Origin of the sequence: Marinomonas communis, assembly GCF_004363305.1 — a bacterium.
Classification (GTDB): Bacteria; Pseudomonadota; Gammaproteobacteria; order Pseudomonadales; family Marinomonadaceae; genus Marinomonas; species Marinomonas communis.
Genome location: NZ_SNZA01000003.1, coordinates 122636 through 139668 on the forward strand (window position 1 = coordinate 122636; position 17033 = coordinate 139668).

Annotated in this window: 16 protein-coding genes; all 16 read left to right on the plus strand. The window is 35.9% G+C overall.

The genetic code is table 11. The features are described from left to right. Positions 1–17: 17 nt before the first annotated feature. Genes wecC through C8D85_RS09710 form a run of 16 tightly spaced genes read left to right on the plus strand, consistent with a single transcriptional unit; the run spans position 18 to position 16966 of the window. A complete protein-coding gene (gene wecC, locus C8D85_RS09635) occupies positions 18–1292 on the plus strand; it encodes a UDP-N-acetyl-D-mannosamine dehydrogenase (protein WP_133562110.1) in 1275 nt (424 codons plus the stop codon). Next, positions 1289–2368 (plus strand): glycosyltransferase, encoded by a 1080-nt coding sequence (locus C8D85_RS09640; protein WP_133562112.1) that lies wholly within the window; start codon positions 1289–1291, stop codon positions 2366–2368. The genes wecC and C8D85_RS09640 overlap by 4 nt, the downstream gene beginning before the upstream one ends. Then, positions 2365–3648: a flippase gene (locus tag C8D85_RS09645; protein ID WP_133562114.1), complete on the plus strand. Its 1284-nt coding sequence runs from the start codon at positions 2365–2367 to the stop codon at positions 3646–3648. The genes C8D85_RS09640 and C8D85_RS09645 overlap by 4 nt, the downstream gene beginning before the upstream one ends. Further along, positions 3645–4712 (plus strand): polysaccharide pyruvyl transferase family protein, encoded by a 1068-nt coding sequence (locus tag C8D85_RS09650; protein WP_133562117.1) that lies wholly within the window; start codon positions 3645–3647, stop codon positions 4710–4712. The genes C8D85_RS09645 and C8D85_RS09650 overlap by 4 nt, the downstream gene beginning before the upstream one ends. Further along, positions 4684–5667 carry a nitroreductase family protein gene (locus tag C8D85_RS09655; RefSeq protein WP_133562119.1) on the plus strand — a complete coding sequence of 328 codons (984 nt, stop codon included), beginning with the start codon at positions 4684–4686 and terminating at the stop codon, positions 5665–5667. The genes C8D85_RS09650 and C8D85_RS09655 overlap by 29 nt, the downstream gene beginning before the upstream one ends. Next, positions 5660–6739: a glycosyltransferase family 4 protein gene (locus tag C8D85_RS09660; RefSeq protein WP_133562121.1), complete on the plus strand. Its 1080-nt coding sequence runs from the start codon at positions 5660–5662 to the stop codon at positions 6737–6739. The genes C8D85_RS09655 and C8D85_RS09660 overlap by 8 nt, the downstream gene beginning before the upstream one ends. Further along, entirely contained in the window at positions 6723–7868 is a 1146-nt protein-coding gene (locus C8D85_RS09665) for an O-antigen ligase family protein (protein WP_133562123.1), read from the plus strand. The genes C8D85_RS09660 and C8D85_RS09665 overlap by 17 nt, the downstream gene beginning before the upstream one ends. After that, positions 7861–8991: a glycosyltransferase family 4 protein gene (locus C8D85_RS09670; protein WP_133562124.1), complete on the plus strand. Its 1131-nt coding sequence runs from the start codon at positions 7861–7863 to the stop codon at positions 8989–8991. Before C8D85_RS09665 ends, C8D85_RS09670 begins: the two co-directional genes overlap by 8 nt. Continuing rightward, positions 8988–10088 (plus strand): glycosyltransferase, encoded by a 1101-nt coding sequence (locus tag C8D85_RS09675; RefSeq protein WP_133562127.1) that lies wholly within the window; start codon positions 8988–8990, stop codon positions 10086–10088. Before C8D85_RS09670 ends, C8D85_RS09675 begins: the two co-directional genes overlap by 4 nt. 11 nt (positions 10089–10099) lie before the next feature. Beyond that, entirely contained in the window at positions 10100–11137 is a 1038-nt protein-coding gene (locus tag C8D85_RS09680; protein ID WP_133562129.1) for a polysaccharide biosynthesis protein, read from the plus strand. Then, positions 11138–12244 carry a UDP-2-acetamido-2,6-beta-L-arabino-hexul-4-ose reductase gene (wbjC, locus tag C8D85_RS09685; protein ID WP_133562131.1) on the plus strand — a complete coding sequence of 369 codons (1107 nt, stop codon included), beginning with the start codon at positions 11138–11140 and terminating at the stop codon, positions 12242–12244. 16 nt (positions 12245–12260) lie between these two features. Next, entirely contained in the window at positions 12261–13391 is a 1131-nt protein-coding gene (gene wecB / locus C8D85_RS09690; protein WP_133562133.1) for a non-hydrolyzing UDP-N-acetylglucosamine 2-epimerase, read from the plus strand. Further along, complete coding sequence (locus C8D85_RS09695; RefSeq protein WP_133562136.1) at positions 13391–14596, plus strand: glycosyltransferase family 4 protein; 1206 nt, start codon at positions 13391–13393, stop codon at positions 14594–14596. Before wecB ends, C8D85_RS09695 begins: the two co-directional genes overlap by 1 nt. 1 nt (position 14597) lies before the next feature. After that, positions 14598–15200 carry a GNAT family N-acetyltransferase gene (locus C8D85_RS09700; protein ID WP_133562138.1) on the plus strand — a complete coding sequence of 201 codons (603 nt, stop codon included), beginning with the start codon at positions 14598–14600 and terminating at the stop codon, positions 15198–15200. A gap of 13 nt (positions 15201–15213) precedes the next feature. Beyond that, complete coding sequence (locus tag C8D85_RS09705; RefSeq protein WP_133562140.1) at positions 15214–16380, plus strand: DegT/DnrJ/EryC1/StrS family aminotransferase; 1167 nt, start codon at positions 15214–15216, stop codon at positions 16378–16380. After that, positions 16373–16966, plus strand: a complete 594-nt coding sequence (locus C8D85_RS09710; protein ID WP_133562143.1) for a sugar transferase — start codon at positions 16373–16375, stop codon at positions 16964–16966. Before C8D85_RS09705 ends, C8D85_RS09710 begins: the two co-directional genes overlap by 8 nt. The last annotated feature ends 67 nt before the right edge of the window (positions 16967–17033 follow it).

Below are 17033 nucleotides of genomic sequence, written 5' to 3' on the forward strand. Positions count from 1 at the left end.
AAGGTCATATTTATATTATGTCATTTGAAACAATTTCAGTTATTGGTCTGGGTTACATTGGCTTACCAACAGCCGCAATGTTTGCTTCACGTAAAAAGAAAGTGATTGGTGTCGATGTCAACCAAAAGGCAGTTGATACGATTAACCGTGGTGAAATTCATATTGTTGAGCCAGATTTAGATATGATGGTTCATGCAGCTGTAACGGAAGGCTATTTAAAAGCAACGACTAAACCTGAGTCTGCTGATGCATTCTTAATTGCTGTGCCGACGCCTTTTTTACCCTATGCAGAAGGTGGTATTCCAGAGCCTGATCTTTCTTATATAAAGGCAGCAAGTGAAGCGATTGCACCGGTACTTAAGAAAGGTGATTTAGTCATTTTAGAATCGACTTCTCCTGTTGGCGCTACCGAGCAAATGGCGGAATGGCTGTCTACTGCGAGGCCTGATTTATCTTTCCCACAAGTGGCAGGAGAGGGTGCAGATATTAATATCGCTCACTGCCCAGAGCGAGTCTTACCTGGGCATGTTGTACGAGAGTTAGTAGAAAATGATCGTGTGATTGGTGGCATGACGGCTAAATGTTCAAGTCGTGCAGTAGAGCTTTATAAAACATTTGTATTAGGCGAGTGTGTTATTACCAATGCTCGAACAGCTGAAATGGCCAAGCTAACGGAAAACTCATGTCGAGATGTTCAAATTGCCTTTGCAAATGAGCTTTCTATAATTTGTGACAAACTAGATATCGATGTTTGGGAACTTATTTCACTTGCTAATCGTCATCCTCGAATTAATATTTTGCAGCCTGGGCCTGGGGTGGGCGGGCACTGTATTGCTGTCGACCCATGGTTTATCGTAAGTAAGACTCCAGAGGAAGCTAAACTTATTCACACAGCACGTAAAGTAAATGATGCCAAACCTGACTGGGTGATTAACAAAGTCAAAATAGCCATTGCCGACTTTCTACAAGCAAACCCTGAAAAAACAGCTAAAGATGTAACAATTGCTTGTTATGGGTTGGCTTTTAAAGCTGATATAGATGATTTACGTGAAAGTCCTGCTCTGAAGATTGCAGAAAAAATTATTAATATACATAAAGGTGAGGTTTTATTAATTGAGCCAAACATAAAGCAAGATAAAAAGTATTTTAATGCTCACCTTTGCAGTCATAACTATGCGAGTGAAAATGCAGATATTCATCTTATGTTAGTAGATCATTCTGAATTTAAAAACAAAGAAATTGAAGGGGGGGTTATTGTTGACTGTAAAGGTGTTTGGAATAAAAAAACATGAAAGTAATGCATATAATTAACGATCTAAAGATCGGTGGGTTGCAAAAATTTGTATGTGAATTAGCTCGCGAATCTTCAGCTAAACATGATGTTGTTTTATTGGTTCTAAATAATTCTGAAAAAGTAAATAAATATAAAGTCGATAATAAGGTAACTGTAGTTCTTGGGTCAGAAAAAAAATATATATCTAAAATGCTTAAAATAAGAAAAGCAATTAAGAAACATAACCCAAATGTAATTCATACTCATGGGTTGACATTGTTTTTGAGCGTTATTTCGCACTTCAATTTTTTTCAATCCTCGATAAAGTGGGTTCACACAGTACATAATGTGGCAGAGAAAGAGGCTGGAAAATTAAGACGATATATTCATTGGTTTTCTTTCAAGTTTCTTAGGGTGATGCCTGTTACGATATCAAATGAAGTGGACGAAAGCTTTAGAAAATACTATAAAGGAATAGAACCCTTTAAAATAAATAATGGTTCGATAGAAGTTTCAAAAACTAGTAGATTCAATGAAATTGAAAGATATCTCAAAAATATAAAAAGAAATATAGAAACAAAAGTAATAATAAATGTAGGTAGAATTGATGCACAAAAAAATCAAAAGCTACTAATCGAAGCATTTAATGAGTTAAAAGGTAGTTATAATATTATACTTCTGGTGGCAGGTTCAGGAGTAGAAAAAGAAAATTTATTTTATCAAGAGATTGTTGATAAATGTGACTTAGAAAATGTTTATTTTCTTTCTGAAGTGGATAATGTTTCTGATTTTTTGTTTTGTTCAGATATATTTTGTTTAAGCTCTAAGTTTGAGGGGCTGCCGATCGCATTATTAGAGGCTATGTCTGTAGGGTTAACCTGTGTATGTACTAGAGCAGGAGGGACATCAATGGTCATAAATGAACGGGTTGGATATTTGTCAAAAGATTTTAAGGTGTCATCATTATCAAACTCGTTAGCTGAAGCTATACGTAATCCTGTTGAAAAAGAAGTAGTTAAGTCTGAATTTATAAAGAACTACACGATGGAAGTTTGCTTTAATAAATATGATGAACTTTATGAAAAACTAAAATGAATAGTCGAAATAATATTATCTGGCTTTCCTTAGATAAGCTGATGCTGATAGCGAACGGAGTAATTATATCGCTCTTGCTAGCTAAGTACATGACGCAACAAGACTTTGGTATATATTCATATGTCCAAACCATTGTGGCACTTTTTGGGTTCGTAGTAACTCTTGGGGTGGATAATGTAGTAATTAAGCAGATTGTGAAAAATGTTAATAAGCAAGATGAAATAATTAAAAGCGTTTTTATTATGAGGATGGGGGCATTAATATTCTGTTTTTCCATTATAAACATATACTCTTACTTTCTTGAGGGTGAAATTATTCGTGAGTATGTTTTTCTTCAATCATTCTCATTATTTCAGTACTTGTTTCAAAGTCTTTGGTTGAAGAATCAGGCATTAGTTAATAATAAGCCAATGTCTATTGTGAGTATATTTACACAAGTGAGTTTGTTTTTTAGTAAATTAGTAGTTATTTATTTCTATGAATCAGATTTGTACTTGATTTTTTTGATAGATGTATCTGCTGTTTTTCTATCATCATTTCTAGGTTTATTATACTACCTTGTTAAGAGTGAGTTTTCTTTTGAATATAATTTCGATATAAAATACTACAAATCAACTTTAAAAGAGTCGCTCCCACTTTTTTTATCATCTGGTGCGATTGTATTATATGCAAAAATAGATCAGGTAATGCTGAAATACTTTATCGGCTTAGAAGAACTTGCTGGTTACTCCATTGCTGTTAAGGTATCTCAAATTTGGTATTTCCTGCCTTTGGTTGTTTCAAGTGTTTTTTATCCAAAAATGATCAGTTATAAGGCTCTTTGCAAAGATAAATATAATCATATAATAATATCACTGTTAGCATTGATGTCTTTGATGTCTCTTTTTTTTATTACAATGTATATGTTATTAACAGATTATGCTTTAGATTTTGTTTTTAATGGTAAGTATGATATTTCCTTAATGGTTATAATTTTGTCAATGAGTGGCTATTTCGTCTCAGTTGGGTATATAAATGGAAAGTGGATGGTTTGTGAAGGATTGACTTACCTTACATTAAAAAGAAATTTGTTGGGATTGCTTTTTAATGTGGCTTTAAATTTTATATTGTTACCTTATTATGGTGGTGTAGGTGCTTCTATTAGTACTCTTCTATCTATAATTATATCATCTTATCTTAGTTTATTCTTTTTTAGTAAAACTAGGTTTTTATTTTATATGCATATATCATGTTTGAAATATATGGTGAATTTTCAATATCTATATAAAGGGTTGAAATGAAAAAAGTAGGGTTGCTTTCTTTTCCGACAGCTATAAATCACGGGGCTTACTTGCAGGTCTTTGCTTTAAAAAAGCAGCTTGAAGATTTTGGTTTAGAAGTAAAAGTCTTAAATTATAGAAATAAAAGGCATTATTATAATGAATTAAGGTCATTGTTTTTTAAAAAGAATTTCTCAGTCTTATTTATTAATCTCAAAAGGTTTTATAAGTTTAGAAAAGCTCAGAAAAGATTTGAAATGTCTGGTATGACATTTGATTCTGAAGATCTTAAAACTAAGGAATTAGATTTAGTAAGCATTGGTGCAGATATTGTTTGGAATTATGGTACTCCATTTTTAGGATATGACCCAATATACTTTGGTCAAGGATTAAATAGTAAGAGGGTGATATCCTATGCGCCTAGTATGGGGGACTCGGATATTAGTGAACTTCCAGATTATGTTAAAAATAATATTACTAATTTTTCTCATGTAAGTGCTAGGGATGAGAATACAAAAAAAATTACTGAAATGATGTTTCAAACATGCCCTTTAGTGTTAGATCCGACGCTGCTTATTAATTGGGAAGGTTATGAGATAGATGCATTTCGCTATTCATTTGAATATATTTTAGTCTATGCGTTCTCATATACGGAGTCAGACAAATTAGCAATATTGAAATTGGCAGAGGAAAATGGACTCAGAATAGTATCTATATGTTTTAATGAAAAGTTATCATGGTGTCATGAGAACATAATGGTTCTTGATCCGCTAGAGTTTTTGTCTATTTATAGTAAGGCTAAGTACGTCTTCACGAGTACCTTTCATGGATTGTTATTTTCATTGAAATATGAGAAGCAGTTTGTGTTAAGAGATAATAAAACTGTTCATAATAAAGTTTCTACTATAATTAAATTGCTTGATTTACACGAAAGAGTGATAGCAGAAGATAAGTCTGTTGATGAAATTTATGGGATATTAACCGACGAAATTAATTATGAAAAGGTTAATGATACTTTGGATTCATTAATAGAAGACTCAAAGAGGTATTTAAAATATGCTATTGAAAATAGAAAATATTCTTAGGTTTGTTGTTTATTTGTTACGATATTTTCCTGATTATATATGTGATTTGATTAACTATGTTAAACATAGTAATAAGAAATATAAAAGTATAGATACAAAAACACAGTCTATATCAAAGATAGTTTCTCTTTACCATGTTATTGAAAAAGGCCTTAGTATGAAAAAATCTAGGCCAGGTTTTGGTATAGACCGTATTAATAGTTTGATTTATTATTTGGAGCTTTTCTCTGATAATAATGAAATTTCATCTTCAATTCAATATAAAACAGCCATTATAGTACTAAAAAAGTATCACGATTTTAATTTAAGTCAAGGTGTTACAATAGAAAAGCTATCATTGTTTTTAGAAAAAAATAACCTGGTTGACAAGGAAGATAGTATTAATGGCGGCACAAAAAAAATAAAAAGGATAAGTAGGAAAAGCTCTGAAAATTTGACTTTTTCAGAAGTCGTAAATATAAGAAGCAGTGTTCGATTTTTTAATGATGAAATTGTTCCAGAAAATGATGTATTAGAAGCGTTGAGTATTGCTCATAAATCACCTTCATCATGTAATCGACAATCATATAGATTAATAAGAGTGCCTATCGAAAAAGTGCCCGAAGTACTAAAAATTCAAGGCGGTGCAAATGGTTATATCGAAAATATACATAACCTATTTATTATTGGTTTTGATATTGAATCATATCAGGGAGTCGGTGATCGCTATAGTGGTTACGTAGATTCAAGTATATTTGGCACAACATTAATGTACGCATTTACCTCCCTTGGTTACCAAACTTTAATTTTAAATTGGAGCAAGCCTTACAAGAAAAATTTAGAACTTAGAAAGGTGGTAAAATTAAAAGAATCAATAAATATATCATTCTTTTTGGCTGTTGGTAATATTGATTTAGAGACAATTGTACCATTCTCAAATCGGCTTGATATAAAGGATATATATAAAGATGCGTGAAAAGAAAAAAATACTCGTTTTTGACTTTAATATTGTATGGGAGATATTGTCAGGATACTCGATGTTAAATCAAGTTTTATATGACGATGATAATGAATATTGCTTTATATTCAATAGACACTGCCAGTTAAGTAAAATTTTAGATGACAAAGGATACGAAGTTAGAGTTATAGAGTATGGTTGTGCTTCTAATGCTTTAAAGTCTTTACTTCAATACTTATGTTTTTTAATTCGAGCTACTTTTCTAGTATACAGAATAAGTCCTGATGTTATTCATGCTAATAATGCTATGGCAGCTAGACTCTCTGTTCCGATTGCTAAACTTTGTGGAAAAAAAATACTAGTACATATCAGAAATCCAAGTTTTCCGCCAAGAACTTATCATTTTATTAAATATGCTGATAGGTTTCTTGCTGTTTCAAATTTTGTGAAAAACTCTTTTAATTCTAAAATTAAATCTAAAACTGATGTTGTTTATGACTGCCATGAATCAAAGTTAGTTAATTTAGAAAAAAATAGTAATCAGATAACAGTTGCTATGTCTAGTAGGTTGTCTATACAGAAAGGTATTAGTAACTTTGTGGATCTTGCAACTAGAATTCAAGATTGTTTAGGTGATACTGAAATTTTATTTAAACATTGTGGTGGGGTTCCAGCTAAACAGAACGATCTAGGTTTCGACCCATCGTCCGCACCAATTACTTGGTTGGGATATATTGATAATGTTGATGAGTTCTGGAAAGAAGCTGATATTGCCATAATACCTTCAGTCGGTCCAGAGGCTTTTGGTAGAGTTGTTATTGAAGCAATGGCTAATGGTGCTATTCCTATAGCTAGTAAGTGTGGTGGCCCAGAGGAGATTATCGATGACGGTGTCAGTGGCTTTTTGTTCGACATTAACGATACCGACAAGCTTTATGATCTAGTTTTTAAAATTTTAATTGACCCAGAACTAAGAAAAGAGATTTCAAAAAATGCTATCGATATGGCCAAAGCTAAGTACTCGAATAGATACTATATTGAAAATGTAAATCAATCTTATATAAAGGTTGCTGATGTCAAAAATTGTTAATCTTTACTTGTTTCTTTTGTTGGCGGGTTTCCCTATTTTTTCATTTATACCTATATCGGGAGTTTCGGTTTTATTTCGCGGGATCATGCTGTTTTTGGGTTTTTTTTTGGGAACCTATTACTTAGTTAATAGAAAGGGTAAGGTTAATAAATCAGTTTTTTTTGTATTTCTGTTTCTGCTGGTTTATTTTTTTAAGTTATACTGCGACTTTATATTTACAGATTTAAAATTCGGACGAGATAAATTTGAAATATTTTTATTGTCATTGTCTTCAGTGATTTTTCCTGTATTTTGTCTTTCATTTATAGATCGTAAGGTGATTAATTTAAGAGTCATTCTCATATTTTCACATTTTTCATTGTCTGCTACTGTCTTTATAGCAGTTTTTTTAGGGCTAAAAAATGGTTTTTTATATCGGTTGAGCGGTAATGATATTCTAAATCCAATTAGTCTTGGGCATTATGCCGTAAGTTGTTTTTTTATCTCTCTGTTTTTCTTTTTGTTTTACAAAGAGTTTAAGGTCAGTGGGATGCATAAAATTCTATGTTTGCTTGCAATGCTTATCAGCATGGTATGCCTTATTATGACTGCTTCTCGTGGTCCAATGTTATCATTTTTTGCTATATTTTTAATTTTTTCTTTTTTGAGTTCCGGGAGCTTTTTCAAAACCTTTCTGATGATGCTTTTTTGTCTTTCGCTATTTTTTGTTTCATTGTTATTTTCCGAGAGGTTCTCTAATGCATTATTACTTAGGTTTACTGTTGACGTTGAGGAAGATGGTGGTGAAGCTAGAGTTTTTTTGTGGAAGTTAGCATTGGAAAAAATTATTGATAGCCCTTTATTTGGTAGCCATACTACGACATATTATGGGTATGTACATAATATGTTTTTAGAGATATTGATGTCGACTGGCGTTGTTCTGGGTGCTTATTATATTTATCTGACTTTTTTTCTTTATAAGAAAACAGTGTTGCTTTATAAGTTTAAGAATATAGGCATGGTGTTTGGTTTTTTATTTATTCAATACTTCATAGCATCATTTTTTTCAGGTACAGTTTATTCCAATGACTTGCTTTGGATATTTATGTCTATTTTATTTTTAGTGAGAATTGAGAGGAAGAATGTCTAAACGAAAACTTGTAATTGTTCAGCGGGTTGTTCCTAGTTATTCTTATGATTTTTTTAACTCGATTTCAAGAAGCCTGCCGTCAAATTGGAGGCTTGTTGTAATCTCTGACTTCGTTAGTAAGAATGAATTAAATCAATTTTCTGAAGAGTGTTTATTTGAAAAAATCAATTATAAAATGAAAGGTTTGTTCTCATTAGATTTAGATTATTCCTTTTTTTTAAAATTAAGGAAATGTGATGCTGATATAATTGTTTTTAGTGGGAATACTCGGTCATTATTTACAATTCCTAGTATGTTTTATTTTAAGTTGAAAGGTGTTTCTGTTTTTTCATGGGGTATGTTTCATAGAATTGGAGAGTCAAGTTTAATATCTAATTTTTTATATCGTGCTTACTCTTTATTTTCGGAGAAAGTTCTTTGCTATTCGAGGGTTGGGGCAAGAAATTTAATATCCCTAGGTGTTGATGGTAATAAAATTTCTATTATTGGTACAGCTATTAATCAAGATAAACCTATTTTTGAGCATAAGGCGGCCTCCAAAGAACGAATTGATGAGATATTGAAAAAATATGATCTTTCGGGAAAAAAAGTTGTTATTCAAGTTGTGCGATTAAGTGAAATAAAAAAGCCTTTGTTAATAGTTGAGGTGGCAAAGAAGCTTTTAAAAGAGGACCCTGACTATAGATTTGTTGTGATTGGTGAAGGTGAACTGAAAATTAAATTGTTAGAGTCTATTAAAAGAAACCAGTTAGAAAAAGAAATAATATCACTAGGTAGTATTTATGATGAGAAAGAACTTGCTTGTTGGTTTAGTATTTCTAGTGTATATGTGATACCAACTTGTATAGGTCTAAGTGCCCATCATGCAATGTCTTATTCTCTACCGGTAATAACAGATAACAGTATTACGTATCAGGCTTCTGAGTTTGATATAATATCAAATGGTCTTAATGGATTAGTATATGAAGAAGGAGATATTTCTGATTTCTGTAATAAAATATCTAGGGTTTGTAATAACTTAGAGTATAGGGAATTCCTTTCTGTAAATGCTTTGGTTTCAGTAAGAGATGTTCATAATTTAGAGAATAAGGTATCAAATTTCATCAGGTCTCTTGGTATATGAATGAAAAAATTCTCATAAACGCTTCAAACTTGCATTCAGGTGGAGGTGTTCAAGTTGCTACTTCATTTATAAGTGAATTAGTCAATAACGATTCCTCTTACAATTATAGTTTGCTATTGTCCAGTAAGGTTAAGGGTAACCTTGACTCAATAAATTGTCCTTTGGATTCCTTTTTGAGTGTTGAGGTCTTAGATATTTATGGTCTACAGGGAATACTGCCTAAGTTTAAAAAATATTTCACGGGATATTCTAAGGTTTTTACAATATTTGGCCCTAATTATTCTTTTTTTTATTCTAGATATAATATTGTCGGGTTTGCCCAACCATGGATTATATATCCAGATAATCCAGTTTTTAACAGAATGGCTTCTATTGATAAATTAAAAACAAAGCTTAAATATGCTTTTCAAGGGTTTTTTTTTCTAAGGTCTGATGAGCTGATAGTAGAGTTAGAGCATGTTAAATCTAGGTTGGAGTTTTTTTTCAAAAGGCCTCCTGTTATTCATGTTGTATATAATTGTTGCTCTTCTGTTTTTGATGATAAAAACCTATGGAGCGATATTAAATCGCTTTCTACAAACTCATCGAATGCTTTTAAGATTGGTTATTTGTCAAGGGATTACCCGCACAAAAATATTGACATTCTTTCTGGTGTTCGTAAGCATTTAAGGGAGTTTTATAATGTAGAGGTTGATTTTTACGTCACATTATCTGATTTTGAGTGGGAGAATAAAAGCAATGAGTTTAAAAGTGAGTTAAATAATGTTGGGGAAATAAATGTTAGCCAATGTCCAGTTTTTATTGAATCCATGGATGCTATGATTTTCCCTAGTTACTTAGAATGCTTCTCAGCAATGCCTTTAGAAACTCTAAGGTTAAATAAACCGCTTTTTGCTTCTGACCTTCCATTCGTGTCAGATGTTTGTGGAGAGTATGCAATCTATTTTGACCCATCCTCTATCGAGGACATATCTAAAAAAATTCATGATTATTTGAAGGTGAGAAATAATTTATTTAATATAGATAAAAGTTTTTTTTCAAAATTTTCAGCTGCTTCTCGTGCAAATAGTTATATCGAAATTTTAAATAAAGACTAAAGGGCTTTAATATGTTTGATGGTAGGGTTTTGCTTATTACCGGCGGTACAGGTTCATTTGGTAATGCTGTGCTAGATCGTTTTTTGGAAACTAATGTCAAAGAAATCCGCATATTCTCACGTGATGAAAAAAAACAGGATGATGTTAGAAAAAAATGTAACAGTTCTAAGCTAAAGTTTTATATTGGTGATGTTCGTGATTACCAGAGTATTCTCAATGCAACTCGTGGAGTCGATTATATTTATCATGCTGCTGCTCTTAAGCAAGTCCCTTCTTGCGAGTTCCATCCTATGGAAGCGGTAAAAACCAATGTGTTGGGTACCGAAAATGTACTTGAAGCGGCGATTCAAAATGAAGTCAAGCGTGTGATTTGTTTAAGCACAGATAAAGCAGTTTATCCAATTAATGCAATGGGTATTTCAAAAGCGATGATGGAAAAGGTCATAGTGGCAAAATCCCGAAATGTTGACCCAGACAAAACCGTAATCTCTGCTACGCGTTATGGTAATGTCATGGCCTCTCGTGGTTCGGTCATCCCTCTTTTCTTGCGCCAAATTATCAATGAGCAGCCACTAACTGTAACTGATCCGAATATGACACGCTTTATGATGACGCTTAATGATGCGGTTGATCTCGTGTTACACGCGTTTGAAAATGGCAAAAATGGTGACATTTTTGTACAAAAAGCGCCTGCTGCAACGATTGAAGTTCTAGTTAGGGCTCTGCTGAAAATTACGGATAAGCCAAACCATCCAGTAAATATTATTGGTACGCGCCATGGTGAAAAACTTTATGAAGCGTTGTGTAGCCGTGAAGAGATGTTTGTTGCTGAAGATCAAGGTGGATACTATCGTATTCCTTCGGATAATCGTGATTTGAACTACTCAAAGTACAACGAAGAAGGAGATATAGATCTATCGGTGATTGAAGACTATAACTCTCACAATACTGCTCGTCTAGATATTGACGGTATGGTGGCCTTATTACGTAAGCTAAGCTTTATCGCTGATATTGAAGCAGGCAGTCTTGTCGTTCCAGAAGGTGTTTAAATGAAGATTGTAGTTACTGGTGCCAAAGGCTTTATTGGTAAAAACCTTTGTATTATGCTTCGTGAGCATGGATATCAAGATGTCGTCGAAGTGGATCGATTAACATCGCGTGAACAATTATCTGACGCTCTTTCCAGTGCTGAATTTGTCTATCATTTGGCAGGTATCAATCGCCCAAAAGATGAATGCGAGTTTCAAGAAGGCAATGCTGACTTAACGACTTATATTGTTGAAAGACTAAAGCTTAACAGAAACAAAGTGCCATTAGTCCTGAGCTCATCTACACAGGCAGAGCGAGACAATGCCTACGGACAAAGTAAACGATTGGCTGAACAGGCGGTTGAGCAGTATGGCCTGCAAACGCAAGCTCCGTACTTCATTTACCGCTTTCCTAACGTTTTTGGTAAATGGTGTCGACCTAACTACAACTCCTTTGTCGCCACCTTTTGTTACAACACACTAAACGATCTTGGAATCACGATAAACGATCCTAGTGCGCCAGTAACCTTGGTTTATATAGATGATGTTTGTGCTCATTTAATATCATTGCTAGAGAGTTGTGCAGAGAGCGGCTATAAGCGTATAACGCCAGAGTATCCGACTACTGTTGGTCAGGTCGCTGAACTATTGCGTGCTTTTAAAGCAAGCAGAGACAATCTTGTCATTGAAAATGTCGGTGCCGGGTTAACACGCGCACTTTATTCGACTTACCTTAGCTACATGACTCCAGCACAGTTTAGCTATTCCATTACCAGTTATGGTGATGAGCGTGGTGTCTTTAGCGAAATGTTGAAAACCAAGCAAGCGGGCCAGTTCTCCTTCTTTACTGCTCATCCCGGTATTACTCGTGGCGGTCATTATCACCATAGTAAAAATGAAAAATTTTTAGTTCTGAAAGGCAAGGCGCTATTTAAATTTGAGCATATCGCAACTGGTGAGCGTTATGAATTTTATACCGACGGTAGTTCACTGAAAATTGTTGAAACAGTTCCTGGTTGGTCTCATGATATCACTAATATCGGTGATGAAGAAATGATCGTAATGCTATGGGCGAATGAGATTTTCGACCGTGAAACGCCTGATACGTTTGCCTGTCCATTGTCTTGATTCAAGAGAAATTAAAGTGAAAAAGCTTAAAGTAATGTCAGTTGTGGGTACGCGCCCAGAAATTATCCGTTTGTCTCGCGTTTTAGCAAAACTTGATGAGCACTGCGAGCATATTTTGGTTCACACGGGGCAAAATTACGATTTTGAATTGAATGAGGTTTTTTTTAATGATCTAGGTGTGCGAAAGCCTGATTACTTCTTAAATGCCGCGGGTAGCACGGGAGCTGAGACCATTGGTAATGTGATTATTACCGTAGATAAAGTACTAGCTGAAGTTAATCCTGATGCAATGCTAGTACTTGGCGATACCAATAGCTGTATGGCGGTTATTCCTGCTAAGCGTCGCAAGATTCCCACGTTTCATATGGAAGCGGGAAACCGTTGCTTTGATATGCGGGTGCCAGAAGAAATTAACCGCCGCATTGTTGATCATACAGCTGATATTAATCTTACCTATAGCAGTATTGCCCGCGACTATTTGTTGGCTGAGGGAATACCTGCAGATCGAGTTATTAAAACCGGTAGCCCTATGTTTGAAGTATTAAACCATTATATGCCGCAAGTTGATGGTTCTAACGTATTAAGCCGGTTGGAGCTAACCGAGCGCGAGTTTTTTGTCATTAGCGCCCACCGTGAAGAAAATGTTGATTCGCCCATAAACCTGCACAAATTGGCGTTAGTATTAAATGGTTTAGCAGAAAAGTACGGCTATCCTGTTATCGTTTCAACGCATCCTCGAACCCGTAAACGCATTGAAGAGCAGGGTCTAAGTTTTCATCCACTGGTGCAGTTGTTAAAGCCACTGGGTTTTCACGACTACAACAAGCTGCAAAAGTCTGCTAAAGCCGTATTATCAGACAGCGGCACCATAAGCGAAGAGTCGTCAATTATGAACTTCCCGGCGCTTAATATTCGCGAGGCGCATGAGCGACCAGAGGCTTTTGAAGAGGCATCCGTGATGATGGTTGGGCTAGAAGTGGAGCGGGTGTTTCAGGCGCTGCAGGTACTGGAAAGCCAACCGAGCGGTAATGAGCGTTTACTACGACCAGTATACGATTACAGTATGCCGAATGTATCTGACAAGATCGTCAGAATTGTACACAGTTACCGTGATTATGTTATGCGGGTGGTTTGGAAGCAGTATTAATGCGTATTCTGTTTATCAGTCAGCTGTTTGATCCTGAGTATTCGATTAAAGGTTTGGCCCTAATGCAGCGCTTGGTAGCAGAAGGTCATCAGGTCGAGGTACTGACTACATTCCCAAACTATCCAACTGGAAAAGTGTTTGACGGCTATTCCGTTAAGTTTCGGCAAGTGGACGATTGTAGCGGTGTTAGAGTTATTAGGCTTTGGTCTCATATATCTCATTCTAAATCGAAACTATCCAGAGCTTGGTCTTACTTATCTTTTACCCTGATGGCGCTATTTGCATCATTGTTTAGCCAAAAACCTGATGTGGTATATGCTTACCATCCACAATCTACCACTGGTTTAATAGGCTTGCTGATGAAGTTATTCAGAGGTGTGCCATTTATCACAGACGTACAAGACCTTTGGCCTGATGCTTTAATTGCTACAGGTATGCGTAAAGACAGCATGCTATTACGTGGAATTGGTCATTGGTGTGCTTTGGTTTATAAGCATGCATCGCAAATCGTTGTGCTGTCTGAAGGTTTTAGGCAGGCACTTATTAATAGAGGTGTGCCGGCACAAAAAATACACCTTGTCTATAATTGGTGTCCGGAAGAACAACGTATTGCTGCTGTTTTAGAACAAAGTGCCAATTCCAGCCAGGGAGATGGCGCAGCCAGTTTTGTCTATGCAGGCAATTTAGGATCGGCTCAGGCCTTAACCACTATGATAAAAGCGCTCGGTAGTTTTGATAAGAACAAGCTAACCTTTACTTTGATTGGTGGTGGTGTAGAAAAAGAACAGTTAAAACGCTTTGTTGCTGAAGCAGGCTACAACAACATCTTTTTTAGTGACTATGTGCCGGCTACACAGATTTTTGATGTTCTGTCTACTGCGGATGTTTTGGTGATCCATCTAAAAGATGATGACTTATTCAGGATAACTATCCCTTCGAAAACACAATCCAGTATGGCAATGGGTAAACCGATTTTGATGGCGGTTGGCGGCGAAGCGAACCAGTTGCTGGTCAAAGCAAAAGGGGGGGAGGGAGCAGAGCCGGAAGATCAGCAGTCGATCCAGCAAGCTGCAGTCAGGCTGTTAGCAATACGCCAAACTTGGCCTGAATTAGGGCATAATGCGCGGATTTTTTATCAGCAGAGGTTATCAATGGATGTGAATTACCGCAAATTACTAACAGTACTAGCCGGAGCTACTAAATAGTATGATGATTCGTAAAGCGACCAGGGCCGATCTACAGCAGATTGTTGAAGTACATCTTGCTGCTTTTGAAGGTTTTTTTCTTAGCATGCTGGGTAAGCCTTTTCTAAGAAAAATGTATCAGGCTTTTTCTTCGGAGCAACACGGTGTCATTCGAGTAGCGATTGATGATGAGCAGAGGGTTGTTGGTTTTGCAGCTGGCACTCTGGCGCCTGATTTGTATTTTCCAGCTTTGCGAAAGAAAAAATGGTTTGCATTCCTTATTACAGCAATACCTGGGATTATTAAACATCCTATTAAGGTGCTGCGCAAGCTCTACTATGCCATGTTTTATAGAGGAGATAAGCCTGAAACCTTACAGCAAACAGCTTTACTTAGCAGTATTGCTGTGCTGCCAGCGATGGCTGGTAAGTCGGTCGGTAAGGCACTACTGGCTGATTTTGAACAGCAAGTAATGCAGGCCGGGGGTAACTGTTTGTACTTAACAACCGATAAGCATGGCAATGCTGCAGTGGTGGCTTTCTATACTAAGGCCGGTTATCAGATCGAGAGTGAGTTTACTCAGCCTGATGGTAGGCAGATGTTACGTTTAACAAAATCTTTTTAATTTTTGAGGCTATATGTCAGCAAATAATTTTTTGCCATTTGCATTGCCAGAGATTGGCGAAGAAGAAATTAATGAAGTGGCAAGTGCCCTGAGTTCTGGATGGGTTACTACAGGGCCAAAAACCAAGCAATTTGAAGCAGATTTTACTGCTTTCCTTGGTGATAGTTCGTTAGAGTCGATAGCTGTTAACTCGGCCACATCAGGTTTGCACCTTGCATTGGAAGCAGTGGGCGTAGGCCCTGATGATGAGGTAATAGTTCCTACTTATACTTTTACCGCTACTGCTGAAATTGTTCGTTATCTCGGCGCCACACCTATTATGGTTGATGTTGATGCTGAAACCTTCAACATGACCGCTGACAGCTTTAAAGCTGCTATTACTAACAAGACGAAAGCGGTTATTCCTGTTCATTTTGCAGGTTTGCCCTGTGATATGGATCCGATTATTGCTTTAGCCAAAGAACATAATATTCGTGTTATTGAAGATGCGGCACATGCCTTACCTACAAAATACAAAGGTAAGCTAATTGGTACTTTAGATACTGATATAACGGTTTTCAGCTTTTATGCCAATAAAACCATGACAACGGGTGAGGGCGGCATGGTAGTAACCAGACATCCAGAACTGGCGAAACGCTGTAAGGTAATGCGTTTACATGGTATTAGTCGAGATGCTTTTGATCGCTATGTGTCAACTAAACCAGCTTGGTTTTATGAAGTTGTTGCTCCGGGCTTTAAATACAATATGCCGGATATCGCGGCTGCAATTGGCATTCATCAGCTTAAGCGTTTATCTACATTTCAAGAGAAACGTGAAAAAATGGCTTGTGTTTACTTTGATGCCTTTAAAGGTTTGCCTATTGAAATGCCTGCAGCGGCGAGTGGTTCGGATGTTCACGCTTGGCATTTATTTCCGGTTAAAATAAAGCTGGAAGCTGGGATTGAGCGCTCACGCTTTATTGATAAAATGGCAGAGTTGGGGATAGGTTGTTCGGTGCATTTTATTCCATTGCATCTACACCCATATTGGCGCGATGCCTATGAACTCACGCCAGAGATGTTTCCTGTTGCACAACGAATTTTCGAACAGGAAGTATCTTTACCTTTATATACCAAGATGACTGGTGATGATCAGTTGAGGGTTATTAATGCGGTAAAACAGGTACTGCTGAATGCTTAAGCGGTTATTTGATATATTATGTGCAGCCTTGGGGTTGGCAGCTATGTTACCTGTGCTGGTGCTCATAGCTATTTGGATTAAACTTGATTCGCCAGGTCCGGTGTTTTTTCGGCAGGTGAGAGTAGGGCGTTTTGGTATCCCATTTGGCATTCATAAGTTTAGAACAATGCGCGTTAACGCTGAGCAAGAAGGTCGTTTAACGGTTGGGCGTGATAGCCGTATTACTCGCTCAGGTCATTTGTTACGTAAAACCAAGCTTGACGAGTTGCCGCAGCTGATTGACGTCTTGATCGGTAAAATGAGCTTAGTTGGGCCGCGACCAGAGGTTCAGGAATTTATAGACTGTTATCCCGACGATATTAAAGCAAAGGTACTATCAGTACGGCCTGGAATTACAGATCGTGCATCAATAGAAATGATGGATGAGAATGAAATTCTGTCTAAATATTCAGATGCTGAAAAAGCATATATTGAACATATTTTGCCACTTAAGCAAAAGTACTATATTGACTATGTGAATAATAATAGCCTGTTTACAGATGTTTTTATAATTTTTAAGACAATTTATAAAATTATAAAAAGATAATAAGTTTATCATGTAGGTTGTGCCATCTATATTTATAGTGCTGCGTCCTAAATTGTTTAATCAAATG